Origin of the sequence: Bradyrhizobium sp. CCBAU 21365, from assembly GCF_015291305.1 — a bacterium.
Classification (GTDB): Bacteria; Pseudomonadota; Alphaproteobacteria; order Rhizobiales; family Xanthobacteraceae; genus Bradyrhizobium; species Bradyrhizobium elkanii.
Genome location: NZ_CP030036.1, coordinates 7,409,220 through 7,433,770 on the forward strand (window position 1 = coordinate 7,409,220; position 24,551 = coordinate 7,433,770).

24 protein-coding genes are annotated in these 24,551 nt (G+C 65.5%); 9 read left to right on the forward strand and 15 right to left on the reverse strand.

All coding sequences use genetic code 11. From position 1 onward, the window contains the following. Positions 1-6 precede the first annotated feature (6 nt). From XI02_RS34810 to XI02_RS34825, 4 genes are all read right to left on the reverse strand, one after another. The gene (locus tag XI02_RS34810) at positions 7-933 is read right to left on the reverse strand and encodes an SMP-30/gluconolactonase/LRE family protein (protein WP_018273366.1); all 927 of its coding nucleotides are present in this window, start codon (positions 931-933) and stop codon (positions 7-9) included. A 446-nt stretch (positions 934-1,379) separates the two neighbouring features. Further along, the gene (locus XI02_RS34815; RefSeq protein WP_172647126.1) at positions 1,380-2,267 is read right to left on the reverse strand and encodes a 4-(cytidine 5'-diphospho)-2-C-methyl-D-erythritol kinase; all 888 of its coding nucleotides are present in this window, start codon (positions 2,265-2,267) and stop codon (positions 1,380-1,382) included. Between the two features lie 278 nt (positions 2,268-2,545). Then, entirely contained in the window at positions 2,546-4,330 is a 1,785-nt protein-coding gene (locus XI02_RS34820) for a tetratricopeptide repeat protein (protein WP_018273368.1), read from the reverse strand. A 539-nt stretch (positions 4,331-4,869) separates the two neighbouring features. Next, on the reverse strand, positions 4,870-6,528 hold the full coding sequence (locus XI02_RS34825) for an electron transfer flavoprotein-ubiquinone oxidoreductase (protein WP_069279602.1): 1,659 nt from the start codon (positions 6,526-6,528) through the stop codon (positions 4,870-4,872). Between the two features lie 193 nt (positions 6,529-6,721). On the opposite strand from XI02_RS34825, the gene XI02_RS34830 reads away from it, so the two are divergent. Next, on the forward strand, positions 6,722-7,546 hold the full coding sequence (locus XI02_RS34830) for a uracil-DNA glycosylase family protein (RefSeq protein WP_026193254.1): 825 nt from the start codon (positions 6,722-6,724) through the stop codon (positions 7,544-7,546). Positions 7,547-7,677: 131 nt separating this feature from the next. Here the strand turns inward: XI02_RS34830 and XI02_RS34835 are convergent, their stop codons facing one another. The 4 genes from XI02_RS34835 to XI02_RS34850 form a co-directional block, all read right to left on the reverse strand. Next, positions 7,678-9,186, reverse strand: coding sequence for a glycosyltransferase family 39 protein (locus tag XI02_RS34835; protein ID WP_018273370.1), 1,509 nt, complete (start codon positions 9,184-9,186; stop codon positions 7,678-7,680). A gap of 276 nt (positions 9,187-9,462) precedes the next feature. Beyond that, complete coding sequence (locus XI02_RS34840) at positions 9,463-10,239, reverse strand: ribonuclease HII (RefSeq protein ID WP_069279603.1); 777 nt, start codon at positions 10,237-10,239, stop codon at positions 9,463-9,465. A gap of 92 nt (positions 10,240-10,331) precedes the next feature. Continuing rightward, positions 10,332-10,778: a VOC family protein gene (locus tag XI02_RS34845; protein ID WP_018273372.1), complete on the reverse strand. Its 447-nt coding sequence runs from the start codon at positions 10,776-10,778 to the stop codon at positions 10,332-10,334. Positions 10,779-10,902: 124 nt separating this feature from the next. Further along, the gene (locus XI02_RS34850; RefSeq protein WP_172647125.1) at positions 10,903-12,081 is read right to left on the reverse strand and encodes a PA0069 family radical SAM protein; all 1,179 of its coding nucleotides are present in this window, start codon (positions 12,079-12,081) and stop codon (positions 10,903-10,905) included. 162 nt (positions 12,082-12,243) lie between these two features. Between XI02_RS34850 and XI02_RS34855 the strand changes: the two genes are divergently transcribed. The 3 genes from XI02_RS34855 to XI02_RS34865 are packed head-to-tail and all read left to right on the forward strand — an operon-like array spanning position 12,244 to position 14,093. Next, positions 12,244-12,813 carry a glycosyl transferase gene (locus tag XI02_RS34855; protein WP_172647124.1) on the forward strand — a complete coding sequence of 190 codons (570 nt, stop codon included), beginning with the start codon at positions 12,244-12,246 and terminating at the stop codon, positions 12,811-12,813. Positions 12,814-12,820: 7 nt separating this feature from the next. Beyond that, positions 12,821-13,096, forward strand: a complete 276-nt coding sequence (locus XI02_RS34860) for a hypothetical protein (protein WP_172647123.1) — start codon at positions 12,821-12,823, stop codon at positions 13,094-13,096. A gap of 55 nt (positions 13,097-13,151) precedes the next feature. Further along, the gene (locus tag XI02_RS34865) at positions 13,152-14,093 is read left to right on the forward strand and encodes a helix-turn-helix domain-containing GNAT family N-acetyltransferase (RefSeq protein ID WP_172647122.1); all 942 of its coding nucleotides are present in this window, start codon (positions 13,152-13,154) and stop codon (positions 14,091-14,093) included. A 143-nt stretch (positions 14,094-14,236) separates the two neighbouring features. Here XI02_RS34865 and moaB read toward each other — a convergent pair whose 3' ends face one another. The 3 genes from moaB to XI02_RS34880 form a co-directional block, all read right to left on the reverse strand. Continuing rightward, positions 14,237-14,800, reverse strand: coding sequence for a molybdenum cofactor biosynthesis protein B (gene moaB / locus XI02_RS34870; protein WP_172647121.1), 564 nt, complete (start codon positions 14,798-14,800; stop codon positions 14,237-14,239). Between the two features lie 165 nt (positions 14,801-14,965). Beyond that, the gene (locus XI02_RS34875) at positions 14,966-15,907 is read right to left on the reverse strand and encodes a neutral zinc metallopeptidase (protein ID WP_069279605.1); all 942 of its coding nucleotides are present in this window, start codon (positions 15,905-15,907) and stop codon (positions 14,966-14,968) included. Between the two features lie 96 nt (positions 15,908-16,003). Further along, positions 16,004-16,180 (reverse strand): hypothetical protein, encoded by a 177-nt coding sequence (locus XI02_RS34880; RefSeq protein WP_172647120.1) that lies wholly within the window; start codon positions 16,178-16,180, stop codon positions 16,004-16,006. 108 nt (positions 16,181-16,288) lie between these two features. On the opposite strand from XI02_RS34880, the gene XI02_RS34885 reads away from it, so the two are divergent. The 3 genes from XI02_RS34885 (at position 16,289) to XI02_RS34895 (ending at position 18,758) form a co-directional block, all read left to right on the forward strand. Continuing rightward, on the forward strand, positions 16,289-17,422 hold the full coding sequence (locus XI02_RS34885) for a site-specific DNA-methyltransferase (protein WP_172647119.1): 1,134 nt from the start codon (positions 16,289-16,291) through the stop codon (positions 17,420-17,422). 186 nt (positions 17,423-17,608) lie between these two features. Further along, entirely contained in the window at positions 17,609-17,935 is a 327-nt protein-coding gene (locus tag XI02_RS34890) for a hypothetical protein (protein ID WP_172647118.1), read from the forward strand. A 136-nt stretch (positions 17,936-18,071) separates the two neighbouring features. Next, a complete protein-coding gene (locus XI02_RS34895; protein ID WP_016840895.1) occupies positions 18,072-18,758 on the forward strand; it encodes a glutathione S-transferase family protein in 687 nt (228 codons plus the stop codon). Between the two features lie 78 nt (positions 18,759-18,836). Here XI02_RS34895 and XI02_RS34900 read toward each other — a convergent pair whose 3' ends face one another. Continuing rightward, a complete protein-coding gene (locus XI02_RS34900; RefSeq protein ID WP_028342963.1) occupies positions 18,837-19,259 on the reverse strand; it encodes a nuclear transport factor 2 family protein in 423 nt (140 codons plus the stop codon). A gap of 149 nt (positions 19,260-19,408) precedes the next feature. On the opposite strand from XI02_RS34900, the gene XI02_RS34905 reads away from it, so the two are divergent. After that, positions 19,409-20,323, forward strand: coding sequence for a LysR family transcriptional regulator (locus XI02_RS34905; RefSeq protein WP_172647117.1), 915 nt, complete (start codon positions 19,409-19,411; stop codon positions 20,321-20,323). 170 nt (positions 20,324-20,493) lie between these two features. On the opposite strand, the gene XI02_RS34910 is transcribed toward XI02_RS34905, so the two are convergent. Beyond that, positions 20,494-21,111 carry a glutathione S-transferase family protein gene (locus XI02_RS34910; RefSeq protein ID WP_016840899.1) on the reverse strand — a complete coding sequence of 206 codons (618 nt, stop codon included), beginning with the start codon at positions 21,109-21,111 and terminating at the stop codon, positions 20,494-20,496. 171 nt (positions 21,112-21,282) lie between these two features. Between XI02_RS34910 and XI02_RS34915 the strand changes: the two genes are divergently transcribed. Further along, entirely contained in the window at positions 21,283-22,548 is a 1,266-nt protein-coding gene (locus tag XI02_RS34915) for a flavin-dependent oxidoreductase (RefSeq protein WP_172647116.1), read from the forward strand. A 295-nt stretch (positions 22,549-22,843) separates the two neighbouring features. Here the strand turns inward: XI02_RS34915 and XI02_RS34920 are convergent, their stop codons facing one another. Together XI02_RS34920 and mutY are read right to left on the reverse strand one after the other, a co-directional pair. Beyond that, positions 22,844-23,263: a PaaI family thioesterase gene (locus XI02_RS34920; RefSeq protein ID WP_172647115.1), complete on the reverse strand. Its 420-nt coding sequence runs from the start codon at positions 23,261-23,263 to the stop codon at positions 22,844-22,846. Positions 23,264-23,413: 150 nt separating this feature from the next. Beyond that, positions 23,414-24,526 carry an A/G-specific adenine glycosylase gene (mutY, locus tag XI02_RS34925; protein WP_069279610.1) on the reverse strand — a complete coding sequence of 371 codons (1,113 nt, stop codon included), beginning with the start codon at positions 24,524-24,526 and terminating at the stop codon, positions 23,414-23,416. Between the last annotated feature and the right edge of the window lie 25 nt (positions 24,527-24,551).

A 24,551-nucleotide genomic window follows, 5' to 3' on the forward strand; every position in this document is an offset into this window, starting at 1 on the left:
CAATCGTCACTTGTTCAGAAAGTTCAGCGGCAATCCCGGCCGCGGCCAGTCCATCGCGATCAGCTCGCCCTTGCCCGACAGCGTGATGTAGGCGGTCTTCAGATCGGGGCCGCCGAAGGCGATGTTGGTGGTGACGCGGTCGCCGGTCGGCACCTGCTCGACCACGGTGCCATCGGGCGCGATTACCGAGATGCAGCCCGAGACCAGCGTCGCGACGCAGACATTGCCGTTCGCTTCAACGGCGAGCGAGTCGAACATCTGGTAGCCGCCGAGGCCGGCGATCGGCTTGCCGCGTTCGCCGCGATAGATCACGTCGCGCGGCTTGACGGTGCCGGGCTCTGAAACTTCATACGCCCACAGCCGCGCGGTCGGCGTCTCCGCGATGTAGACGGTCTTCTCGTCCGGCGACAGGCCGATGCCATTGGCCGGCAGGATGCCGTGCACGGCCTCGACGATCTCGTTCATGCCGGGCTTCAGATAATAGAACGCGCCGACATCCATGTCGCGGGCGCGGCGCTTGCCGAGATCGGAGAACCACAGGCCGCCCTGCCTGTCGAACACCAGATCATTCGGCCCGCGCAGCTCATGCTCGCCGCATTTCGTCACAACTGTTTCGACCTTGCCGGACTGCAGATCGACGCGCTGGATCGAGCCGCCGAGATAATCCTCCGGCTGCGGTCCCGGCATGATCATGTTGCGCGTCGGAATCCAGGAGAAGCCGCCATTGTTGCAGATGTACATCTTGCCGTCGGGACCGAGCGCCGCGCCGTTCGGGCCGCCCGGCACCTTGGCGACGATCTCCTTGCGCCCATCGGGATAGACCCGCGTCAGTCGCTGGCCGCGGATTTCGACCAGTACGACCGAACCGTCGGGCATGACGACCGGACCTTCGGGAAACTCCAGATCGGTGGCGAGAACTCGGATATTGGCCATGGCATCCTCCCGGCTCTTCGGCTGCAGGCGGATTCCGAACGGCCCCGCACGCGCAACGTTGTTGTTTCATGCTGTTATGGCAAACGGGGTCTGGCTTGCCAAGCAATGGCCCCGCAAGGCTGCCCGGCGTTGAGGCGGGATGATGCCGCAAATGCCCTGCGAAAGCAGGGACCCATACTCCGCGGCGGATATTGTGAACGGGACTCGTCGTTCGGGCGTCACTCAACAATGACTGCCTGTGGTTATGGTCCCTGCTCCCGTGCGCAATTGCGCACCAGGCAGGGACGACACCGAATAGGTGGCACGGTCAGTGAGTCAGACTCCGTCGTCATTCCGGGGCGTGCGGAGCACGAGCCCGAAATCCATCGGGCCGCAAAACTGATGGTGAAATGGATTCCGGGCTCGCGCTCCGCGCGCCGCGGAATGACAGAGAGAGAACGAGTACCCTAGCTCAACGCACCCGCATGCACCCACCAGCCGGGATGCGCGCCGCGGAGTTGTTCGCCGGCGGCCTCGGCGTCGGCGTCGGTTCCGAACACGGCAAAGCAGGTCGCGCCGGAGCCCGACATACGCACCAGACGAACGTCCCTGGTCTCACGCAGCGCGAATAACACATCACTGATGACGGGCTCGATGCGCGCCGCGGGGCCTTCGAGATCGTTGGTGCCGCGCTCCAGCGCCGCAATCCAGTCGTCGACCGAGCGGCCGGCGTCCGGCCAGTCCGGCGCCTGCATCATCACATCGGTGGCACCGATCAGGAGCTCGCCGTGACGCAGGCCTAGCGCGTTGAAGACGTCCCTGGTCGCAACCGGCACGCGCGGATTGACCAGCACGCAGGGCATTTTCGGCAAATCGAGCGGCAGCAGGCCCTCGCCGACCCCGGTCATGTCGCAGGCGCGCGAGGCGACGCAGACCGGCACGTCGGCGCCGGTTTGCAGCGCGACCTCCATGATCCTGCTGTCATCGAGCGAGAGCTCGTTGAGCCGCGCCAGCAGCCGCAGCGCTGCCGCAGCGTCCGCCGAGCCGCCACCGATGCCGGCCGCAACCGGCAGCACCTTCTCCAGCGTGAAGTGGCCGACCTCGAGGTCCGCAACGCGTTCGCCGAGCAGCCGCGCGGCCTTGAGCACCAGATTATCAGACTTATCGCCGCAGGCATCGGCCAGCGGCCCCAGCATCGAGAGCGACAGCTCGGGGCCCGGCTCGAGCGTGAGACGATCGGCGCAGTCGGCAAACGCGACGACGCTCTCCAGGTCGTGAAACCCATCGACGCGCCGCCCGACAACCTTCAGCGTCAGGTTGACCTTGGCACGCCCTTCTTCAATCAGCGCCGGCACGGCGATAAACCCCTAAAAAACAAACATCGTGTTGCGATTAGCGTAAATCGCCTCACGATCCTATCCCTTTGTTTGCATGGAAATTCCGGGATTTGGGGTGCCGTATCGGCCTGCCTTCACCTCTCCCGCTTGCGGGGGAGGTCGGATCGCATCGAACGATGCGATCCGGGTGGGGGCTTTACCCACGGAGAGAATCTCTTTGCGGAGGTATCCCCACCCTGGCCCTCCCCCGCAAGCGGGAGAGGGAACGGTGGGAGCTCAGCAAGCTGACGTGAGGTCTAGCCGCCCTTGCCGTCGTCGTCCTTCTTCTTGTCGGCGGCGGCGGCGTTGGAGGTGTCGTCCGGCAGGCCGTTGTCGATCTTGGCCTGGATCTTCGGCAGCTCTTCCGGCTCGGGCTTGAGGTCGCGGGCATGCGCCCACTGGAACTTGGCTTCCAGGGTGCGGCCGACGCGCCAGTAGGCGTCGCCGAGATGGTCGTTGATGGTCGGATCTTCCGGCTTCAGATCGATCGCGCGCTCGAGGTTCTTCACCGCCTCCTCGTAATTGCCGATCCGGTAATAGGCCCAGCCAAGCGAGTCCACGATGTAGCCGTCGTCAGGGCGCTGATCGACGGCACGCTTGATCATCTTCATGCCTTCGTCGAGGTTGATGCCCTGATCGATCCAGGAATAGCCGAGATAGTTCAGCACATGCGGCTGCTCGGGCTGCAGCTCGAGCGCCTTGCGCATGTCGGCCTCGGCCTTGTTCCACTGCTTGGAGCGCTCCTCGCAGATTCCGCGATAGTAATAGGTGACCCAGGCGTTCTTGTCGCCGCCGGCCGGCAGCGCGTCGATCGCCTGCGAATAGGTGGTGGCGCAGTCGGCGAACTTCTTGCGGCCGCGCTCGATATTGCCGAGCGCCAGGATCGCCTCGATGTCCTTCGGCTGATCCGAGGTCACTTCCTTGAGGATCTTGATCGCCTCGTCGCTGCGGTCGGCAGCGTCGAGATTGGTCGCGAGCTGGATCTGCGCGTTGCGCTTCAGCGGCGAGGACGCCGGCATCCGCTCGTAGACCTTGATCGCCATCTGCGGCTTCTTGACCGATTCATAGAGATCGGCGAGCGACAGCAGCGCCAACGGATGGTTGGGCTGCAGATAGAGCGCGAGCTGCAGATAGACCAGCGCGAGGTCCTCGCCGCCGCGGCGGGTCAGCGTCGCGCCGATGCCGTAGAGCGCCTCGGCCGCGCCGGCCTGCGGTGACTCGACCAGCGGCGGCAGCTTCTTGCCGGCCTTGGTCTCCTTGATGCCTTCCAGCACCAGCGGGTGACGCGGCAGCTTCTTGTCGAAGGCCTCGTACATCGCGGTCGCGGCGGCGGCGTCCTTGTTGCGCGAGGTCCAGCGCGCATATTCGTCGACCGTGCGCAGCATCGAATCGTCGAGCTTGTAGACGCGCTCGAAGCGGGCGCCGGCATCCTTCTCCTTGCCGGACAGCTCGTAGATCATGCCGGCATGCAGGTCCTTGAAGATCGGGTACCATTCCGGGCCGGTCAGCTTGTCGATCGAGGCGACCGCGGCCTTGCTGTCGCCGGCGCCATAGGCGGCCCAGGCCGACAGCAGCGTCGCGACGAGATCGGTGATCGGGCCGCGCACCGACTGGTTGATGTTGGACTGCGCGGCGGCATATTTCTTCAGCTTGAGATCGCGCACGCCGACGACCAGGCGCGCGACGCGGTTGGCCTTGTCCTGGGTCAGGATGCGGTCGGCAAGCTTGACCGCCTCCTCGATGTCGCCGTCGGCGAGCGAGGAGATGAAGGCGCGGTCGAGCAGCTCGGAATTCTTCGGGTCGGTGCGCAGCGCCGAGCGGTAGAACGCCGCGGCCGAGGTCGCATCGCGCTCGACGCTGGCGTGGCGGGCGGCGAGATAGCTGCCGGCGGTGGTCAGCGACTTCAGGTCGTTCTTGGACGGGAATTGCGCGGTATTGTCGGTCGGATGGTCCGGCGTTTGCGCTGCAAGCTGCGCAGGCACGGCAAGCGCCGCGGCAGCGAGAACGGCAATCGTCAGGCGGTGGAATCGGGTGGACAGCATCACGGTCGCCTTGCTCCAGGGATTTACGCCAAGATGGATTTTATGGCCAAGATCTTGCGATCAGTCTCAAAATGCGAACCCAAGCGGCGGCATCACGGCGAGGGACAATGCCGCTTTTGGCGCTTATCCGCAAGGATCGCCCAAAGGCAATCCATGACGAATCAATTGGCAGATTAGGCCTTTAGGCCCGCCGATCCAGCCAGCCCCCGCAAGACGCTTCCACTATGGCGGTATCGTGACCGGCCCAAGCATATTCGCACGCGGACGCAAAAAGCGCACCGGGAGGCTCGCCACGCGGCCAGTTCCACCTCACCCCTTGTGGGAGAAGCCGGAATTCAAGCGAAAGCTTGAATTCCGGGTGAGGGATTCAGGTCCATCCGTCGATCGAAGTCCCTCGATGGACCGGTACCTCTCACCCGGATTGCATCTGTCGATGCAATCCGGCCTCTCCCACAAGCGGAGAGGCACAGCGCAGGTTGCGGCGCAGACGGAATCTACCTCACGCAAATGTGGTCGGCCGCCTCGAGCTCACCCCGGCCTTACATCGCCTCGTAGTTCGGACCGCCGCCGCCCTCCGGCGGAACCCAGGTGATGTTGCCGTTGGGGTCCTTCACGTCGCAGGTTTTGCAGTGGACGCAGTTCTGGGCGTTGATCTGGAAGCGCGGGCCTGACGACTCCTCGACCCATTCATAAACGCCGGCCGGGCAATAGCGGTTGGAGGGACCGGCGAACACGTCGTGCTCGGAGGTCTTCTGCAGGTTCATGTCGGCGACCTTGAGATGGACCGGCTGGTCCTCCTCATGGTTGGTGTTGGACAGGAACACCGACGACAGCTTGTCGAACGAGATCTTGCCGTCCGGCTTCGGATAGGCGATCGGCTGATGCTGCTTGGACGGATCGAGCGTCTTGCGGTCCGGCTTGGCGTGCGACTGAGTGCCGAACAGCGAGAAGCCGAGCGTGTTGCACCACATGTCGAAGCCGGAGAGCACCGTTCCGAGCAAATTGCCGAACTTCGACAGCAACGGCTTGGCATTGCGGACCTTGAACAGGTCCTTGCCGATCGCCGACGAGCGCCAGGCGTTCTCGTACTCGACGAGCTCGTCATTGGCGCGGCCGGCGCCGAGCGCGGCCGCGGCATGCTCGGCGGCGAGCATGCCGGAGCCCATCGCATTGTGGACGCCCTTGATGCGCGGCACGTTGACGAAGCCCGCCGCGCAGCCGATCAGCGCGCCACCCGGGAACGAGAGCCGCGGCACCGACTGGTAGCCGCCCTCGGTGATGGCGCGCGCGCCATAGGCGAGCCGCTTGCCGCCCTCGAACAGCTCGCAGACATCGGGATGGGTCTTGAAGCGCTGGAATTCGTCGAACGGCGACAGATACGGATCGTTGTAGTTCAGATGCACCACGAAGCCGACCGCGACGCGGTTGTCGTCGTAATGATAGAGGAACGAGCCGCCGCCGGTCTTGTCGTTCAGCGGCCATCCGAGCGTGTGCTGAACCCAACCCTTCTTGTGCTTCGCCGGGTCGATCTGCCAGACCTCCTTGAGGCCGATGCCGAACTTCGGCGGCTCGGAGTTGGCATCGAGATTGAACTTCGCGATCAGCTGCTTGGACAGCGAGCCGCGTGCGCCTTCGGCGAACAGCGTGTACTTGCCGAGCAGCTCCATGCCGCGGGTGTAGGAATCCTTGTGGCTGCCATCCCTGGCGATGCCCATGTCGCCGGTGGCGATGCCGCGCACCGCGCCCTTGTCGTCATAGAGCACTTCGGCAGCGGCGAAGCCCGGATAGATCTCGACGCCGAGCGCTTCCGCCTTCGGTGCCAGCCAGCGGCAGACATTGCCGAGCGAGCCGATGTAGCAGTGATGATTGTTCATCAGCGGCGGCATGATGAAGTTCGGCAGGCGGAACCAGCCTTGCGACGTCGTCCAGTAGAAACGGTCCTGCTTGACCTGCGTCTTCAGCGGACAGTCGGCATCGTCGCGCCAGTCGGGCACGAGCTTGTCGAGGCCGGCCGGATCGATCACCGCACCCGACAGGATATGCGCGCCGACCTCGGAGCCCTTCTCCACCACGACGATCGAGAGCTCCGGATTGAGCTGCTTCAGCCGGATCGCGGCCGACAGGCCCGACGGGCCGGCGCCGACGATGACGACGTCGAATTCCATAGACTCGCGCGGAGGAAGGTCTTCAGCACTCATGATCTTTGGTCTCAGCCCATTGAGAACGCTTCTAAGCTTTTCAAAAGTCGTTGTTTCCGATTTTTGGCGGAAGGACAACCATGGAATTGCGCTTCCATGGATTTGCACGGCCCGGATACCGCAGAGAATAATCTTTTCCGAAAACCGGCCTCCACTTTTCCGGATCATGCTCTAGATTGCAGCCATGATGGCCCTGCCGCCCGAGCCCACCCCTACACTGCAGCAATTGCTGGCCTTTTACCTCGAGGCCGGGGTCGACTGCGCGCTTGGCGATGCGCCGATCAACCGGCTCGAGGAGCCGGAGCCAGTTCCCGCCCCTGCCGCACCGCGCCCATCAGCTGCGCTCAATCCGCTGCGTCCGCCGCCGATGCCGTCAGTTCCGCGCAGCGAAATCACCGTGGCGCCGGATGCCGCGATCGCTTCCGCGCGCGAGGCTGCGCGGACTGCGCCGACGCTTGAAGCCCTGCGCGCGCTGATGGAGAATTTCGACGGCTGCGCGTTGAAGCACACCGCAACCAGGCTGGTGTTCGCCGACGGCAACCCGCAGGCGCGCGTGATGTTCGTCGGCGAGGCGCCGGGCCGCGACGAGGACATCGAGGGCCTGCCGTTCGTCGGCCGCTCCGGCAAGCTGCTCGACCGCATGATCGCCGCGATCGGGCTCGACCGCAGCAAAGCCTATATCGCCAACGTGATCCCGTGGCGGCCGCCCGGCAACCGCACGCCGACGCCGCAGGAGACGCAGGTGTGCCTGCCCTTCATCCAGCGCCATATCGAACTGGTGAATCCCGACGTGCTGGTGACGCTCGGCAATCCCTCGACCCAGGCGCTGCTCGGCACGCGCGAGGGCATCATGCGCACGCGCGGCAAATGGATCGACTACGACACCGGGACCCGCACGATCCGCGCCGTCGCCACCTTCCATCCGGCCTATCTGCTGCGCTCGCCGTCGTACAAGCGGCTGTCGTGGCAGGATCTGCGCGCGATCGCGAAGGTGCTGCAAGCGGCGATAACTTCGTAGCCCGGATGGAGCCAACGGGTCGCGCGGACGCGCCCGATGACAGGCTCCGCGCAATCGGGGTGGATCAAGCCGAGTGAAAGAGCGGCCCCGGATTTCGCTGCGCTTCATCCGGGCTACGGCTCCACATCAAATCACGTCCCCTTCGGCCGCACGATCGCCCAGCCGATCCGCAGCACCGGCTGCCGTCCGTTGACCAGCCGGTCGAACGAACGCGGCACTTCGGGCACGAGGCCGGGGAAGCGCTGCGCGATGTCAGGCGGCGGCGTGCCGGCGGTGTCCTGTGCGCGCCACACCACGACGCCGCCGGTCTCGTTGAATTTTGCGACCGACAGCCACGGCGTCCGCTGCGGCGTGGCGTCGAGCAAAAGATGCGGGCGGCGGCGGTTCATCGCAATCAGGCTGGCAAGTTCGGGATCGCCGGCCACCGCGCGCAGGCGCTGGTTGGTGCGGCGCTCATAGCTGTCATCGAAGAAGCGGCCCATCGCGGCTGCCGGCAGCGAGGTGGACGCTTCCGTGGTGCTGGTCCAGGGCAGGAACAGGGCCGCCGCCAGCGCCAGCGCGGCGGGCGCCGCGACCGCCAGGGCCCAGACCGAACGCAGCAGCCGCTGCCGCCTGAGCGGGATCAGATCGCCGGTCGCAACGACGACGGCGAGCCCGGACATCAACAGCGCCACGCCGGCGCCGCCGAAGGCGCGATCGAGATTGAACAGCCCGGAGACGAAGCTGCTCGCGATTGCCGGCGCGAACGCGAAGAAATACACGAATTGCCGCGCCAGTGGACTGACCGGCGGACGGTAGATGATCGGGGCATCCTCGGTCTTGCCGGCGAACCAGCGCGAATTGAGGATCGCCAGCAGCGCGATCGCGGCGGTCGCCACGATCAGCCCGCCGAGCACCACGCCCCAGCGCAGCGCGCGCGCCTTGAGATCGGCCAGTGCCGGCAAGGCCGGCAGCGCCAGCACGTCGGCACGGACCAGCCAGATCAGGTAGGGCAGCGCCAGCACGATGATGACCAGCAGCGCGTAGATCGGATCGACCGATTTGAGCATGCGCCGGCCGCGCTCGGTTGCGAGCGCAAAGCCTGTCACGAGCAGGATCATGCCGATCGCCGCCGGCGTCGTCAGCAGCAGGAGGCCGCAATCGATCGACCAGGCGAACCAGGCGCTGCGCCGGTTCTGCCCGATCAGTTGCCAGGAATGCAGCAGCAGCAGCGCCCAGAGCGGGCGCGCCAGGATCAGCGGGCCGAACTCGACGCTCGGCGAGGAGAACACCACCACCGTCATCGACAGCAGCACCGCCAGCACGCCCTGCGGGCCGCCGACGATGGCGCGCGCCAAGGCGTAGAAGGCGATGAAGGTGACGATTTCGCAGACCTGCGCCAGGAGATAGACGCCGAACACGTGATTGCCGACGGCGCGGAAGGCGATGTCGGCGAGCCAGAACGCGAGCGGCGGCCCCATGTCGGTGCCGACCTGGTATTCGCGGCCGAAGGCGAGGATGGCGGCGAGGTTGCCGGGCGGGCTGCCGTAGAAGATGGCCGGCAGGAACAGCCAGATCGCGGCCTGCGCCAGCACCACGATCCAGACCACGAGGCGCGGCCGGGCGCGGATCAGTTCGACAACCAGGGAGGTAAACCGCATGAAACGCCTGAAATGCCCCAGCCACCCCTATCAAGCGGCGCCATCTGATCCCGAGGGTTTTTGATAAACGGCGGCGGCGGTGGAGGCAACGGTGTCGCGCCAGACTGCACTGTAAAGTCAGTCTCCGCTGTCATCCCCCGCTTCCGCTGTCATCACCCGCGAAAGCGGGTGATCCAGTACGCCGCGGCCTCTCGATCAAAAACGACTGCCTCTGGAATACTGGATCGCCCGCTTTCGCGGGCGATGACAGCGTCGCGTGGTTGGAGACGGTGCGCTTTACGCCGCTTCGGATGCCGCGGCTTCGCTTTCGGCGTCAACCGTGAACAGGTCGGGCTCCGCCGGGACCGGGAAATGCTTCAGCCGCGCGGCGACGACGGGCGCGAAGAAGCTGCGGTGATGGCTGCTGGGGCCGAGCCGGTCGAGCGCCTCGAGATGCTCGGGGACCGCATAGCCCTTGTGCTGCTCGAAGCCGTAGCCGGGACAATCCAGCGCCAGCGCGCACATCAGGCGATCGCGCGTCACCTTGGCGACGATCGAGGCCGCCGCGATCGAGGCCACGATGCCGTCGCCGCCGATCACGGCGTCGCAGTCGCAGGGCGTGGCGAGCTTGTCGCGGCCGTCGACGAAGACGTGCTTCGGCATTTCCGGCAGCGCGTGCACGGCGCGCGCGAGCGCCCACAGCGAGGCGCGCAGGATGTTGTCGCGGTCGATTCGCGCCCGCGACGCCACTGCGACCGAGAACGCCGATGTGACGCAGATCTCCTCGAACAGTTCCTCGCGGCGCTCGACGGTCAGCCGCTTCGAATCATCGAGCCCCTTGGGAATCCGATTTGGGTCCAGCACCACGGCGGCGGCGACCACGGGACCCGCCAGCGGCCCGCGCCCGGCCTCGTCGCAGCCGGCGACCGGCCAGACGCCGCGCTTGATCAGCGCGCGCTCGCGCCGAAAGCTCGGCCGCGTCACCACGATGACGCGCTTGTCCGGCCTGGCCGGCTCGGCCGCTTTCTTCTTCGACGCGGTCTTTGACGTGCTGTTGGACTTGTCCCGAATCATGCGGGGATCGTGATCAAGCCCGGCCCGCGGCGCAACCTGGAACCTGGCCCTTCCCCGTTATTCAATTCGCCGCTCTAATCGGGATCGGCGCTCTAATCGGGAATTGACACCCGGCGGTCGTCGCGAACCTCAAAGCCCGGCGCGCGCACCACCTCCCAGGCGTGGCCGTCGGGATCGCCGAAATAACCGCAATAGCCGCCATAGCTGGTGGGCTGCGCGGGCTTCAGCAGCCTGGCGCCCTTCGACAGCGCGAACGCCATCACACGATCGACCTCGGCGTCGTCGTTGCAGTTCCAGGCGATCGCGACGCCGCGGAACGCTGATGGCCGCGGCTGATCCGGCAGCCCGGCATCGGCGGCGAGCAGATGCCACGGGAACAGGCCGAGCACGGTGCCGCCGGTCTCGAAGAAGGCAACCTCCTCGCCGGTCGCGCGCATCTTCCTGGTGAACCCAAGCGATTCATAAAAGCCGATGCTGGCGCGCATGTCGCTGACGCCGAGCGTGAGGACGGTGAAGCGTGCGGTCGGGGTGTTACTCATTGTTGCACTCGCTGTTTGACGTCTTCGTAGCCCGGATGAGGCGAAGTGCAATCCGGGAAGTCTTTGGCCAGGGGTCGACGAGCCCCGGATTTCGCTGCGCTCCATCCGGGCTACGCGCCCTCACCTAGAATAGACTGAGTTGCTGTCCGTTGCGCTTCGGCTTGGCGAAGTGATCGGTGGTCAGCTTGGTCCGCCGCTTGTTGAGGCCTAGCTTTTCGCAGGCGATCTCGAAGCGGCGGCCGATCATCCAGGCCATCGGGCCAGTGCCCTTCATCCTGGTGCCCCATTGCGAGTCGTAGTCGCGGCCGCCGCGCATGTCGCGGATCAGCGTGAAGACGTGACGGTAGCGGTCGGGATAGTTCGCCATCAGCCATTCGCGGAACAGATCGCGCACCTCGAGCGGCAGGCGCAGCAGCACGTAGCTCGCCTCCCTGGCGCCGGCATGTGCGGCGGCATCGAGGATACGCTCGATCTCGGAGTCGTTCAGCGCCGGGATCACGGGCGCGACCATCACCGTGGTCGGGATGCCGGCATCCGCGAGCCGCTTGATCGCCTCGAGCCGCTTCGGCGGGGTCGAGGCCCGCGGCTCCATGGTGCGGGCGAGTTTCGGGTCGAGCGTCGTCACCGAGAGCGCGACCTTGGCGAGATTGCGCTTGGCCATCCGCGCCAGGATGTCGATATCGCGCACGACCAGTGCCGATTTGGTGACGATGCCGACCGGATGGCCGGCGCGCTCGAGCACCTCGAGGATGCCGCGCATGATCTTCCGGTCGCGTTCGATCGGCTGATAAGGATCGGTGTTGGTGCCGATCGCGATCATCCGCGCCTCATAGTCCGGCGCGGCCAGTTCCTTCTCGAGCAGCGCGGGTGCGTCCGGCTTGGCGAACAGCTTCGATTCGAAGTCCAGCCCCGGCGACAGGCCGAGATAGGCGTGGGTCGGCCGCGCGAAGCAATAGACGCAGCCATGCTCGCAGCCACGATAGGGATTGATCGACCGGTCGAAGCCGATATCGGGCGAGTCGTTTCGAGTGATCACCTTGCGCGAGGTGTCGAGCGCCACGCTGGTCGCAAACGGCGGCAAATCTTCGAGGCTTTGCCAGCCGTCATCGAAGGCAACGCGCGCCTCCGCCTCGTAGCGGCCGCTGGCGTTGGACTGCGCGCCGCGGCCGCGCCGCCGCTCGCGCTCGATCGCGACCGCAAGCTCGGGAAAGGGGGCAGGAATAGGTGAAGGTGCACCCGCCGGGTTATCGGAGGGCGCCGTTACCGGCGGGTGCTTGAGGGCATGAGAGGATGCTCGGCTCATGCTGTGAAGTTAACACAGCAAGAGAACAAATCAAGAACATGAACGCAGAAATTCCACAGAACCTTGCTTCAAAATTCTGCAGGCGAACAGGCTGCTTTGAATATGACAAGGTGATAACACGGCCGGAGTTTTTCACCGTTTGAGTCACCGAAGCCTCAAATCATGCTGAGCGTGATCATTCCGACCGATGGGGTCGAGCGCACTGCGGTCGCGACATTGGCTGCGCTGGTGCCGGGCGCGGCCGCGGGAATCGTCCGCGAGGTGCTGCTGGTCGATCGCAGCAACAGCGACGTGATGGAGCGCGTCGCCGACGTCGCCGGTTGCCGCTTCCTGCGTTTCGAGGGCACGCGCGCCGCGGCGCTTGCGGCCGGCGCCCGGCAGGCGCGTTCTCCCTGGCTGATGTTCCTGCATCCGGGCGCGGTGCTCGATGCCGGCTGGATCGAGGAGACCACCCAGTTCATCCAGATGGTGGCGGCGAGCGGCAAGGATCGCGCCGGCATCTTCCGCTACGCCCGCGCGCCCTATACCGACCCCGGCCTGCGCGACGGCCTCAAATTCGTCGCCCGGATGATCGCCGGGCCTTCGGCCGAACAGGGCCTTTTGATCGCGCGCGAGCATTACGAGCGGATCGGCGGCTACCGGCCCGACACCCGCCGCTCCGAGGCGCGCCTGTTGCGCCGGCTCGGCCGCTCCTCCCGCACCATGCTGCGCAGCCGGATCATGGTGGCCTGAAGCGTTTTTGACCCGTTTTCTCTGGGGGTGTTTTCGAGGAGAGGCAGACGCCGAAATTGAACGACTGGTTCAGCGATTTGTTTCGGGGGCAGATACGTCGATCAGCGCTGCCAATAAGATCGAGGTGGCACTCGATGATGGCTTTCCTGACGACGATTATGTGCAGGAGACCGTCGAGATGCTCGCAATGTACCGGCCTGAGGGTGGGGAGTTCCTGTTGGATACTGCCACTATCAGAGACCGACTGATTGAAACCATGAAACGCTTGCGGAAGGATGCATAGATCTCGACCCGAGATGGGCTTGCATATTATTTGATTCCGTCAAATAATATGTTTGATGAAATCAAATTCCCATGACGCCACCCTCGAGAGCCAGGTCGCCGCGGTTCGCGGCTTCAGCCGGTTCTATACCCGCAAGCTCGGCATCATCGAGCCGAAGCTGCTGCACTCCGCGTTCACGCTGCAGGAAGCGCGGATCATCTACGAGCTCGCGCATCGCGTGCATTGCACCGCGACCGACCTGGTGCGCGATCTCGACCTCGATGCCGGCTTCGTCAGCCGCACGCTACAGGCGCTGCAAAAGCGCCAGATCGTGACGCGCAAGCCGTCGAAAGCCGACAAGCGCGTCAACGAGGTGGCGCTCACCGCCAAGGGCCGCACTGCTGCCGCCGACCTCGACCGCCGCTCACGCAGCGAGGTCGGGGCGCTATTGAAGCAGATGGACGGCGACCGTCGCGCGGCGGTGGTGCGCGCGATGGGCACGATCGAGCAATCGCTGGAGCCTGCGGCCAGGAAGCCGGTCGGCTTCCTGCTGCGCAGCCATCGCGTCGGCGACATGGGCTGGGTGATCTCGCAACAGGGTCGCGTCTACGCGGAGGAGTATGGCTGGGACATCAGCTACGAGGCCTTGGTGGCCGAGATCTGCGCGCAGTTTCTGCGATCGTTCGATCCCGCCCGCGAGCATTGCTGGATCGCGGAGGTCGACGGCGAGCCGGTCGGCTCGGTCTTCCTGGTCAACGGCGGTGATGGGGTCGCCAAGCTGCGGCTGCTGGCGGTGGAGGACAAGGCGCGCGGGCTCGGTGTCGGCCGCGCGCTGGTGGAGCAGTGCATCCGCGCCGCACGCGAGATGGGCTACAAGAAGATGACGCTGTGGACCCAGAGCATCCTGGTCGCTGCGCGCGGCATCTACGCCCGCGCCGGCTTCCAGCGGATCAAGGAAGAGAAGCACCACAGCTTCGGTGTCGACCTGGTCGGGGAGACGTGGGAGATGGAGCTGTGACCCGTCATTCCCCGATGCGCAATTGCGCATCTGAAGGCATCGCGTAGCGATGAGCCCGGAATCCATCGGGCCACAGAACCTGCGGCAAAATGGATTCCGGGCTCGTGCTTCGCACGCCCCGGAATGACGGGGATAGAGGGTGGCTACGCGCTCGAGCCCTTCGTCTTCGGGCGGCGCAGATGTTCATCGAGCCGCGGCATGATCTCGACGAAATTGCAGGGCCGCGTGCGGTAGTCGAGCTGCGCGGCCAAAATGCCGTCCCAGCCGTCGCGGCAGGCGCCGGGCGAACCGGGCAGGCAGAAGATGAAGGTCGCGCCCGCAACGCCAGCGGTGGCGCGGCTCTGGATTGTCGACGCCCCGATCTTGGCGTGGCTCAGCATGTGGAAGGCGATCGAAAAGCCGTCCATCCGCTTCTCGAACAATGGCTCGACCGCCTCCGGCGTCACGTCGCGGCCGGTGAAGCCGGTGCCGCCGGTGGTGATGACGGCATCGACGGCGGGATCGGCGATCCAGCGCCGGATCACGGCCCTGATCGCCTCGACATCGTCGGTGACGATCTCGCGTGCAGCGAGCTTGTGGCCGGCCGCGGTGAGTCGGTCGGCCAGCGTGGTGCCCGACTTGTCATCCGCCAGCGAGCGGGTGTCGGAAATCGTCAGCACCGCGATGTTGAGCGGGATGAATGATTTGGATTCGTCGATCGAAGACATGGTAGTGCGCTCCTTCCGCACGTTCCGCCGTCATCCTGAGGTGCGCGTAGCGCGCCTCGAAGGATGGGCCGCGGGCGCTTCATCCTTCGAGGCTCGCCGAAGAGGCGAGCACCTCCCGAGTGAGCGCAGTCGCGCTCATCCGGGGATGACGCTACCGGCACACGGCTACAAGCTACCGCCGAACGTGTTGCAGGCCTGCACTGTGCCCTGCTGGTAGCCCCTCATGAACCACTCCTTGCGCTGCGCGGCGGAGCCGTGGGTAAAGGAGTCGGGCACCACCCTGCCCGTGGCCTGCCGCTGCAGCGTGTCGTCGCCGATCGCGTTCGCGGTGGTCAGCGCGGCGTCGATGTCGCCGGCCTCGAGGAAGCCCGGCCGCTTCTTCTCCTCGCGGTTGACCCAGACGCCGGAAAGGCAATCGGCCTGCAGCTCGACCTTGACCTGCAGCGCGTTGGCCTCGGCCTTGCTGCCGGCCTGCTGCTGCAGCCGGTTCACGCGCGGAATGATCCCGAGCAGGTTCTGGATGTGATGGCCGGCCTCATGCGCGATGATATAGGCCGCGGTGAACTTGCAGGCGTTGCCCGAGCAGCCGCGGAAGCGCGTCTCGACCTCGCGGAAGAAGCCGGTGTCGAGGAAGATGGTCTTGTCCGGCGGGCAGTAGAACGGTCCCATCGCCGACTGCGCCATGCCGCAGCGGCCGCCATTGGTGGCGTTGCGGAACAGCACGATCTTCGGACCGGTGTAGGTCTGGCCGCCGGCCTGGAAGATCTCGCTCCAGCGATCGTCGATCTCGCCGAGGATGCCGGCGATCATGCTGCCCATCTCGTCGGTCGGCGCGCCGCGCTTGGCCTGCCCGCCCGACGACTGCCGGTCGGTCTGGTAGGTCGGCGCCTGGCCGCCGCCGGTGAGAATCTCGGCGCCGCCGATCAGGATGCGCGGGTCGATGCCGAAGGCGTAGCCGAGCAGGCCGAGCACGATGATGGTGCCGATGCCGAGCCCGCCACCGCCGCCCATCGGAATGCCGAAGCCGCCACCGCCGCCTCCGCCCATCCCGCCTTCATCGCGACGGTCTTCGATGTCGTCGCTGCGGCGGAAATCATCATAGCGCATGGCGGTTTCCCTTCATTCCAGTCGGCGACCCAACGCGGGACACTCCAACTTAAAATTTCCATTCTGTTAATCAATATCCTGCCCGGCAATAATTGCCTAGTCCGGAAGGCGCGCATCCTTGCGGCGCAAACGGCTGCAAGTGAGGGCGAATCTACCGCGGAAATCGTGCCGGTTTGATGATCCGCAAATTTTTTCGCCGAACGCGCTGATGTTGCAGCACAACGCCGACGGCATTGCGCCATGCCGCGCAAAAGATGCTGCAATCTTTTGCATGAAGATTTCCAATTAAGTCGATTTTTACTTTGCCGGGTCAATGTGACGCCAGTCGGTTGTTTAGTCCCGCGTCGCCGACAGCGTCGCCTGAGTCAGAGTTCTTGAGTCATGGTAGTGTCGCGTCGCGGGGCGTCTGCAAGGGCGCCCCGCACTAAATTTGAGAGTGCCCCATCGAGCCACATCGTCATTGGCGATTGCGTGGCCGAATTGTCGAAGCTTCAGGCCGGCTCGGTCGACCTGGTCTTCGCGGATCCTCCCTACAATCTGCAGCTCAAGGGCGACCTCAAGCGCCCCGACGAGTCGCATGTCGATGCCGTCAACGACGATTGGGACAAGTTCTCGTCGTTCGCTGCCTATGATGATTTCACCCGCGCCTGGCTGCTTGCCTGCCGCCGCGTGATGAAGCCGTCGGCAACGTTGTGGGTGATCGGCTCCTATCACAATATCTTCCGCGTCGGCGCCATCATGCAGGACCTCGGCTTCTGGCTCCTGAACGACATCGTGTGGCGCAAGTCCAATCCGATGCCGAACTTCCGCGGCCGCCGCTTCACCAACGCGCACGAGACCATGATCTGGGCCGCGCGCGACGAGAAGGCCAAGGGCTACACCTTCAATTACGAAGCGCTGAAGGCGTCCAATGAGGACGTCCAGGCACGCTCCGACTGGCTGATCCCGCTGTGCACCGGGGAGGAGCGCCTCAAGGACGGCGACGGCAAGAAGGTGCATCCGACGCAGAAGCCCGAGCAGCTGCTCGCCCGCGTGCTGCTGTCGTCGTCGAAGCCCGGCGATCTCGTGATCGATCCGTTCAACGGCACCGGCACCACCGGCGCCGTCGCCAAGCGCCTCGGCCGCAGCTATATCGGCTTCGAGCGCGACAGGATTTATGCGGCCGCCGCCGAGGCGCGCATCGCCGCGATTGAGCCGCTGCCGGACGCGACGCTGGCGCCGTTCATGACCGCGCGCGAGGCGCCGCGGGTCGCGTTCTCCGAACTGATCGAGCGCGGCATGATCGTGCCGGGCGCCAGGCTGGTCGACGCCAAGAAACGCCACGGCGCATTGGTGCGCGCCGACGGCGCCATCATGCTCGGCGACAAGGTCGGTTCGATCCACCGCATCGGCGCCGTCGCGCAGGGCTCGGGCGCCTGCAACGGCTGGACCTACTGGCACATCGAGACCAAGAGCGGCCTGCGGCTGATCGACGAGCTGCGCGCCGAGATCCGCTCGGAGATGGCGGCGGGCTGAGGCAAGCCGACTAATCTTCCTCGTCATTCGGGGCCCGCCGCTTCGCGGCGCCCTCAGATACGCAATTGCGTAGCGGGGAATGACACGTCGGGAAAGATGACGCCGTCTTGAATGCGGGCCGCCTTGATGCTCCGGCGAAGCGGGCCTACGCTCGGCCCCGTCACTTGCCGCTTCGATTGGTCGCCGATGCGAAGACAATCCGAGACCTTGCTGCTGGTGCCGCTGCTGCCGGTCTTCCTGCTCGGCATGTTTCCGATGCTGTTGATCGGCCTGCTCGGCTTCTTCGGCCTGATCATTTTCGGCATCCTGCTCGTCTGCATCGGGCTGACGCTCGCGCTCGAGGCGCATGGCGAGTTCAATGAAGAGATCATCGTCCATGGCTACGCGCGGGGATCAGAACGCGCGACGCAGGCGTCCCGCCTGCATGCCGCGACCCGCTCCGCCGCCGTGCTGGACGTCGCGGGCATCGCGCTGATCGTCGCGGGTATCCTGGGCTTTTTCTGGGCCGGCTGACCAGCGCGCCACGCGACCCTGATTCACAAACTCGTCGCTTGCGCAGCGCAGCGAAATTTGCGCATGAGGGGATCGTCTGCGGCCTTCCCCGCCGCGTCCCGTCCTCGCCGGCTAAAAGAACCAAGGGAGTCCCTTCATGATCAAATTCTATTTCAACGGTGCACCGAACCCGAACAAGGTCGCGCTGTTCCTGGAAGAGTCCGGCCTGCCGTTCGAGGCGATCCCGGTCGACACCCGCAAGGGCGAGCAGTTCGCGCCGGAATTCCTGAAGGTCAACCCGAACGGCAAGGTGCCGGCGATCGACGATGACGGCGTGCTGGTGTTCGACTCGAACGCGATCCTGCTCTACCTCGCCGAGGAGCACGGCAAGTTCCTGCCTGCCAATACGCCGGCCAACCGCGCCGCGACGCTGTCCTGGCTGATGTTCATCGCGACCGGCCTCGGCCCCTATTCCGGCCAGGCCGTGCACTTCAAGCACTTCGCGCCGAAGGATCTCGACTACGCCAACAACCGCTACCAGTACGAGGCGCACCGCCATTACAAGATCCTCGACGATCACCTGGCGAAACAGCGCTACATGGTCGGCGACAGCTACACGATCGTCGACATGGCGTTCTGGGGCTGGGCGCGGATGGCGCCGTTCATCCTCGGTGAGGAAGGCTACGCCAAATATCCGAACGTCAAGCGGCTGGTCGACGAGATCTCGGCGCGGCCGGCGGCGGCGCGCGCGATCGCGCTGAAGGACAAGCACACCTTCAAGGCCGAGATGGACGACGCAGCCCGCGACATCATGTTCGGCCACCTCAAGTCCAAGGTGGCGTAAGCCGATCCACACGACGGCAGGACGACGGCGCCCGGACCGGCGCCGTCTTCGTTTGTGTCGCCCGTTAGCGGCCCGCCGCTACGCGGGAAACGCGCCGAGCGCCTTCTCGGTCAGGACCGAGTCGCAATATTCCCGCACCTCCTTGATCCGGCCGCCGTCGAAGCGGAACACCAGGCAATAGTCGTTGTCGTAGCGCTGGCCTTGCTTGGTGAGGTTGTTGCCCTTGGCTTCGACCACGACGATGTCGCCGTCGGCGAGGATGCGATGGGCGACGGTTCGGCCGCGCTCGGCCAGCTTCGAGCGGACATGGCCGTGCAGATCGTTGATGATCGATTGTTTGCCGGTGAAGGTACGCGACCAGGAATATTGCCCGGTCACGGTCCAGATCGCGTCGTCGGCAAGCGTTGCCATGAACAGCGAATTCTCGCGCACCGCAGGATCGGGACTGCCCGCGATCACGAACATCTCCTGCACCAGTTTCTTGTTGTCGGCTGCGCTCATGGCGCGTCTCCTTGCGATTGATGGACCCTGATTTCAGGCGTCTCCTCGCGCGATGCGGCCTTCGGCTCGCGTGAAAACGCCTTGGCCCAATCCTGCGGCCTGGCTGCGCATTCTTCCAATCGATAGGTGATATGATATATATTCACCCGATGAATTTGAATTCGCTTGACCTCAATCTGCTGGTCGCGCTCGACGCCCTGCTGCGCGAAGCCAATGTCAGCCGCGCCGCGATGCGGCTCAATCTGTCGCAGCCGGCGACCAGCCACGCGCTGCAGCGGCTGCGCGACCTGATCGGCGATCCGCTTTTGGTGCGCAACGGCGCGCGGATGGAGCTGACGCCGCGGGCGCAGGCGCTGCGCTCGCCGCTGGCCAATGCGCTCGACCAGGTGCGCGCGCTGTTCGTCTCCGACGATTTCGACGCCGCGCGCAGCGACCGGCACTTTCGCCTGATGATGCCCGACCTCGCGGTCGAGCTCCTGATGCCGCCACTGATGGAGAAGGTGACGCTGATCGCGCCGAACGTCACCATCGACGTGGTGCCGTGGCGGGGACCTGCGATCTTCACGCCCGAATTCGCCCGCACCATCGATCTCGTGATCTCGATCGGCGACTCCTTCAAGGGCTTTCACCGCCAGCGGCTCTACACCGACAGCGATGCGCTCGCGGTGCGGCGCGGCCACGGCGTCGGCACGAAGCTGAAGAAGCGCGAAGCGTTCCTCGCCGCGCGCCATGTCGCCGTGATCATCCGCGGCCAGAACGAGGACCTGATCGACACCTGGCTGCGCGCCAAGGGCATCGAGCGGCGGATCGCGCTGGTGGTGCCGGGCTATATCGAGGCGCTGCACGTCACCGCGCGCACCGACCTCGTCGCCTTCGTGCCGCGCCGGCTGATCTCGGCACTGTCGAAGCAATTGTCGCTGATGACGGTGACGCCGCCGCTCGATCCAGGGATCGACGAGCAGCACATGTTCTATCCGACGCGCGCCCAGATGGATCCGGGCTCGCTGTGGCTGCGCAAGCTGATGCTGGAGACGGGACGCGAGCTGGAGGGAAGAAAGGCGTAACGCGACACTCTATCCCCCGTCATTCCCCGTCGTCCCGGCGAAGGCCGGCACCCGATAACCACAGTTGAAAATTGGGAGCGAAGGGCTGTAGCCCCAGCGTCGTGCCACAATTGAGATTTGGGGTTTTGGGTCCCGGCTTTCGCCGGGACGACGCCGAGTTATTGCCGGCGTTACGCCTTCTGCTCGGCCAGCACCTTCTGCACCGCCGGGCGGCTCTCCATCGCCGCGCGATGCGCCTTCACCTTGGGCAGCGTTGCGATGTCGACCCCGTCGCCGTCGAGCCACAGGGTCAGCGTGTAGAGATAGGCATCGCCGACGGTGTAGTTCTCGCCCATCACCCACGGGCCCTTCAGCATGTCGCGCTCGATCAGGTTGAAGCAGGCGCCCATGGTCTTCGGCACCATCGCCTTCATGTCGGCGAACGAAGTCTCCTGCGTCGCCCAGCGCGCACCGCGCATCTTGTGGGCGTGGCAGATATGCACCGTCGAGCACAGATAGGAGTTGAAGGCCTGCAGCCTGGCGAATTCGAAGGCGTCGTCGGGCGCGAGCTTCGCCTGCGGAAAGGTCTGCGCGATGTAGGCCAGCATAGCCGGCGTCTCGGTCAGCACGCCGCGATCGGTCACCAGCGTCGGCACGCGGCCCTTCGGATTGATCTTCAGGTATTCCGGGCTGTTCTGCTGGTTGGTCTTGAAATCGATCTTCTCGGTCGTGTAGGGCGCGCCGGCCTCGGCCAGCGCGATGTGGGACGCGAGCGCGCAGGTGCCGGGGGCAAAATAGAGCTTGAGCATGTTGCTGTCCTCTCCGAGCCTTGTCGGTTCGTTGCGAACCCGGCTCTGGTTCTTGTTTAGACGGCGCGGAGGTTAACGGCAGCGCCATCGGCCGTCCACCCCTCGCCCGCCGCGGACCTTGCCCACGGCGGTGCCGTCGTGCGATGACCATGCCAATTGAGGGGATTTTTCATGACTGTGCTCATTGCAGGTGGCGGAATTGGCGGGCTGACGCTGGCGCTCAGCTTGCACCAGATCGGCGTGCCGGCCTGCGTCTTCGAGAGCGTGCCCGAGCTGCGGCCTCTCGGCGTCGGCATCAACGTGCTGCCGCATGCGGTACGCGAACTGATCGAGCTCGGCCTGCACGATGTGATCGACGCTTCAGCGGTGCGCACCCGCGAGCTCGCCTATTTCTCCAAGCACGGCAAGCCGATCTGGAGCGAGCCGCGCGGGCTCGAGGCCGGCTACAAATGGCCGCAATTCTCGATCCATCGCGGCCGGCTGCAACAGCTGCTGCTCGATGCCGCGACCGAACGGCTGGGAACTGCGAACATCCTCACCAGCCATCACCTCACCGGCTGGACCGAGACCGCGGACGGCGTCCGCGCCGATTTCATCGACCGCGCCACCGGCAAGCCCGCCGGCAGCTATGACGGCGCGGTGCTGATCGCCGCCGACGGCATCCATTCGGCGGTGCGCGAGAAGCTCTATCCGCAGGAGGGGCCGCCAATCTGGAACGGCCGCATCCTGTGGCGCGGCATCACCCGCGGCGATGCCTTCCTGACCGGCCGCACCATGATCATGGCCGGCCACGAGATCCTGAAATTCGTCTGCTACCCGATCTCGAAGGAGGCCGGCGCCGACGGCAAGTTCGACATCAACTGGGTCGCCGAGCGCCACATGCCGCCGACCTATCAATGGCGCCGCGAGGACTACAACCGGACCGCCAGGCTCGACGAATTCCTGCCGTGGTTCGAGAGCTGGAATTTCGACTGGCTCGATGTCCCCGGCCTGATCCGGAACTGCCCGCATGCCTACGAATATCCGCTGGTCGATCGCGATCCGATCCCGCGATGGACGTTCGGCCGCGTCACGCTGATGGGCGACGCCGCGCATCCGATGTATCCGATCGGCTCCAACGGCGCCTCGCAGGCGATTTTGGATGCGCGCGTGCTGACGCGCGAGATTCTGGCGCATGGCCCGACGCAAGCGGCGCTCGCGGCCTATGAGGCCGAACGGCGGCCCGCGACCACGGACCTCGTGATGCTGAATCGCCGCAACGGCCCTGAGCAGGTGATGCAGCTGGTCGAGGAGCGCGCGCCTGATGGCTTCAAGGTCGTCACCGAGGTGCTGTCGCAGCAGGAGCTGGAAGACATCGCCGCCAACTACAAGCGCGTCGCCGGTTTCCAGGTCGAGGGACTGAACGCCAAGCCGCCGATCGTGCAGCGGTCGGGCTAAGTTGTAGCGCGGCGCCCACCGTCACCCTGAGGAGCCGCGAAGCGGCGTCTCGAAGGGTGCACGGCCCGGCCGGTGGCCGTGCATGCTTCGAGGTTCGCTACGCGAGCACCCCAGTATGACGAATTCGCCAAAACGAGCGCGGGCAGCATGGACTAAGCGAGGATTTATTCCCGTCATGTCGCTGAGCGCGGAACGCGCGTCTCGAAGCATGGACGGCCCGGATAGTGGCCGTCGCCCCTTCGAGGCTCGCTGCGCTCGCACCTCAGGGTGACGGAACTAGGTTTAACGTGCGGCATCACCGCAGCGCTCGCGCAGCTTCCACCAGGCGGATGCTGCTGCTCGCGGTCGCGAGCAGAGTGCCGTCGGCTGAAGTCAGCCTTCCCTCGACAAAGGCGATGGTCTTGCCGAGTTGCTTCACCGTCGCCTCGCCGGTGATCGGCCCGGGTTTTGCCGGCGCGAGAAAATTCACGGTCATCGTGATGGTCGTGGTGAAGAGCCGGCCCTCGGTCATCACGAACACCGCCGGCCCCATAGTGTCGTCGAGCATTGCCGAGAGCATGCCGCCCTGGACGAAGCCGGCCGGATTGCAGAACTCCTGCTTGCCGTCGAAGGCCATCTTGATCCAGCCCTCCTGCGGACGTGCGTCAACGAGGCGCCAGCCGAGCAATCTTGCGACGGGCGGCATCGGAATGTGGTCGAGCGCGGTTGCTATCATGGCGGGCCTCCGTTGTGCCGGAGGTGATAGCCGAGCGCTGCTGCCAGCATGGTGTCAGCAGGTCAGAGCATGATCCGGAAAAAGTGGAAACCGGTTCTCCGAAAAGATCATGCTCAAGAAAATGAGCCGATGACGTGATTCATCGCATCGTCAGAGATCGAGCCCATGCGCGACGACCTTGCGCATCACGTTCGGGAACGCCTCGCCGTCCAGCGTCGCCACCGGCACCCAGCGCATGCCGTCCGGCGCGCGGCTCCGCGGCGGAACGCCGGCGGTGTAGACGACGAGCTCGAGCGGAAAGTGCGTGAACACGTGGGTAACGACGCCGACCTTGCGGTGCCAGCGCGTGACGCCCTTCAGTTCCGGCGCCTGTGCCAGTGCCGCCGCGTCCTCCTGCCCGGCAAGCCATTGCGATCCCGGCACCTCGGTCATGCCGCCGAGCAGGCCTTTTTCCGGGCGCGAGCGCACCAGGAGCTCGTCGCCGCGTGTCACCACGAAGGCCGCGCCGCGGCGCAACGTGCCGCTCTTCTTCGGCGCCTTGCGCGGGAACGTTTCCTGGTCGCCGCGCGTGCGCGCCGCGCAGTCGTCGTTCAGCGGACACAATGCGCAGGCCGGCTTCTTCGGCGTGCAGATCGTGGCGCCCAAATCCATCAGCGCCTGGGCACTGTCGCCGGCGCGAGCGTTCTCGTCGCCGGCGCGGGACGGGCCGAGCAAAGTCGCCGCCATCTCCTTGATCAGCGGCTTGGCCTGCGGCAGCGCCTCCTCGATGGCGTAGAGCCGACTGACCACGCGCTCGATGTTGCCGTCGACCGGCATGGTGCGGCGGTCGAAGGCGATGGCGGCGATCGCGGCCGCGGTGTACGGCCCGATGCCGGGCAGCGCGCGCAGGCCGTCCTCGGTGTCCGGAAACACCCCGCTGTGGTCGCCCATCACCGCGACCGCGCAGGCGTGCAAATTGCGCGCCCGCGAATAATAGCCGAGCCCGGCCCACATCCTTAGGACGTCGTCGAGCGAGGCGCGGCCGAGCGCGGTCACGTCGGGCCAGCGCGACACGAATTTCTCGAAATACGGTCCGACCGCCCTGACCGTGGTCTGCTGCAGCATGATCTCCGACAGCCACACACGGTATGGATCGGCGTGTTCCCCGGCGGCCGCGCGCCACGGCAGCGCCCGACGATGCCGGTCATACCAGGCGAGCAGCCGCGCCGGGCGGTCGGCGGCGTCTTCGGTCGGCTTGGCTTTGGCGGCTGCACGAGAACTCATGGACGTATCTTAAGGCAAATCCCGC

What these genes read in the sequence shown, in the direction of transcription:
- XI02_RS34810 (WP_018273366.1), bottom strand. Translation starts at nt 933, where the DNA reads ATGGCCAATATCCGAGTTCTCGCCACCGATCTGGAGTTTCCCGAAGGT.
- XI02_RS34820 (WP_018273368.1), bottom strand. Translation starts at nt 4,330, where the DNA reads ATGCTGTCCACCCGATTCCACCGCCTGACGATTGCCGTTCTCGCTGCC.
- XI02_RS34825 (WP_069279602.1), bottom strand. Translation starts at nt 6,528, where the DNA reads ATGAGTGCTGAAGACCTTCCTCCGCGCGAGTCTATGGAATTCGACGTC.
- XI02_RS34835 (WP_018273370.1), bottom strand. Translation starts at nt 9,186, where the DNA reads ATGCGGTTTACCTCCCTGGTTGTCGAACTGATCCGCGCCCGGCCGCGC.
- XI02_RS34840 (WP_069279603.1), bottom strand. Translation starts at nt 10,239, where the DNA reads ATGATTCGGGACAAGTCCAACAGCACGTCAAAGACCGCGTCGAAGAAG.
- XI02_RS34845 (WP_018273372.1), bottom strand. Translation starts at nt 10,778, where the DNA reads ATGAGTAACACCCCGACCGCACGCTTCACCGTCCTCACGCTCGGCGTC.
- XI02_RS34850 (WP_172647125.1), bottom strand. Translation starts at nt 12,081, where the DNA reads ATGAGCCGAGCATCCTCTCATGCCCTCAAGCACCCGCCGGTAACGGCG.
- XI02_RS34855 (WP_172647124.1), top strand. Translation starts at nt 12,244, where the DNA reads ATGCTGAGCGTGATCATTCCGACCGATGGGGTCGAGCGCACTGCGGTC.
- XI02_RS34865 (WP_172647122.1), top strand. Translation starts at nt 13,152, where the DNA reads ATGAAATCAAATTCCCATGACGCCACCCTCGAGAGCCAGGTCGCCGCG.
- moaB (WP_172647121.1), bottom strand. Translation starts at nt 14,800, where the DNA reads ATGTCTTCGATCGACGAATCCAAATCATTCATCCCGCTCAACATCGCG.
- XI02_RS34875 (WP_069279605.1), bottom strand. Translation starts at nt 15,907, where the DNA reads ATGCGCTATGATGATTTCCGCCGCAGCGACGACATCGAAGACCGTCGC.
- XI02_RS34880 (WP_172647120.1), bottom strand. Translation starts at nt 16,180, where the DNA reads ATGCAAAAGATTGCAGCATCTTTTGCGCGGCATGGCGCAATGCCGTCG.
- XI02_RS34885 (WP_172647119.1), top strand. Translation starts at nt 16,289, where the DNA reads ATGGTAGTGTCGCGTCGCGGGGCGTCTGCAAGGGCGCCCCGCACTAAA.
- XI02_RS34890 (WP_172647118.1), top strand. Translation starts at nt 17,609, where the DNA reads ATGCGAAGACAATCCGAGACCTTGCTGCTGGTGCCGCTGCTGCCGGTC.
- XI02_RS34895 (WP_016840895.1), top strand. Translation starts at nt 18,072, where the DNA reads ATGATCAAATTCTATTTCAACGGTGCACCGAACCCGAACAAGGTCGCG.
- XI02_RS34900 (WP_028342963.1), bottom strand. Translation starts at nt 19,259, where the DNA reads ATGAGCGCAGCCGACAACAAGAAACTGGTGCAGGAGATGTTCGTGATC.
- XI02_RS34905 (WP_172647117.1), top strand. Translation starts at nt 19,409, where the DNA reads ATGAATTTGAATTCGCTTGACCTCAATCTGCTGGTCGCGCTCGACGCC.
- XI02_RS34910 (WP_016840899.1), bottom strand. Translation starts at nt 21,111, where the DNA reads ATGCTCAAGCTCTATTTTGCCCCCGGCACCTGCGCGCTCGCGTCCCAC.
- XI02_RS34915 (WP_172647116.1), top strand. Translation starts at nt 21,283, where the DNA reads ATGACTGTGCTCATTGCAGGTGGCGGAATTGGCGGGCTGACGCTGGCG.
- XI02_RS34920 (WP_172647115.1), bottom strand. Translation starts at nt 23,263, where the DNA reads ATGATAGCAACCGCGCTCGACCACATTCCGATGCCGCCCGTCGCAAGA.
- mutY (WP_069279610.1), bottom strand. Translation starts at nt 24,526, where the DNA reads ATGAGTTCTCGTGCAGCCGCCAAAGCCAAGCCGACCGAAGACGCCGCC.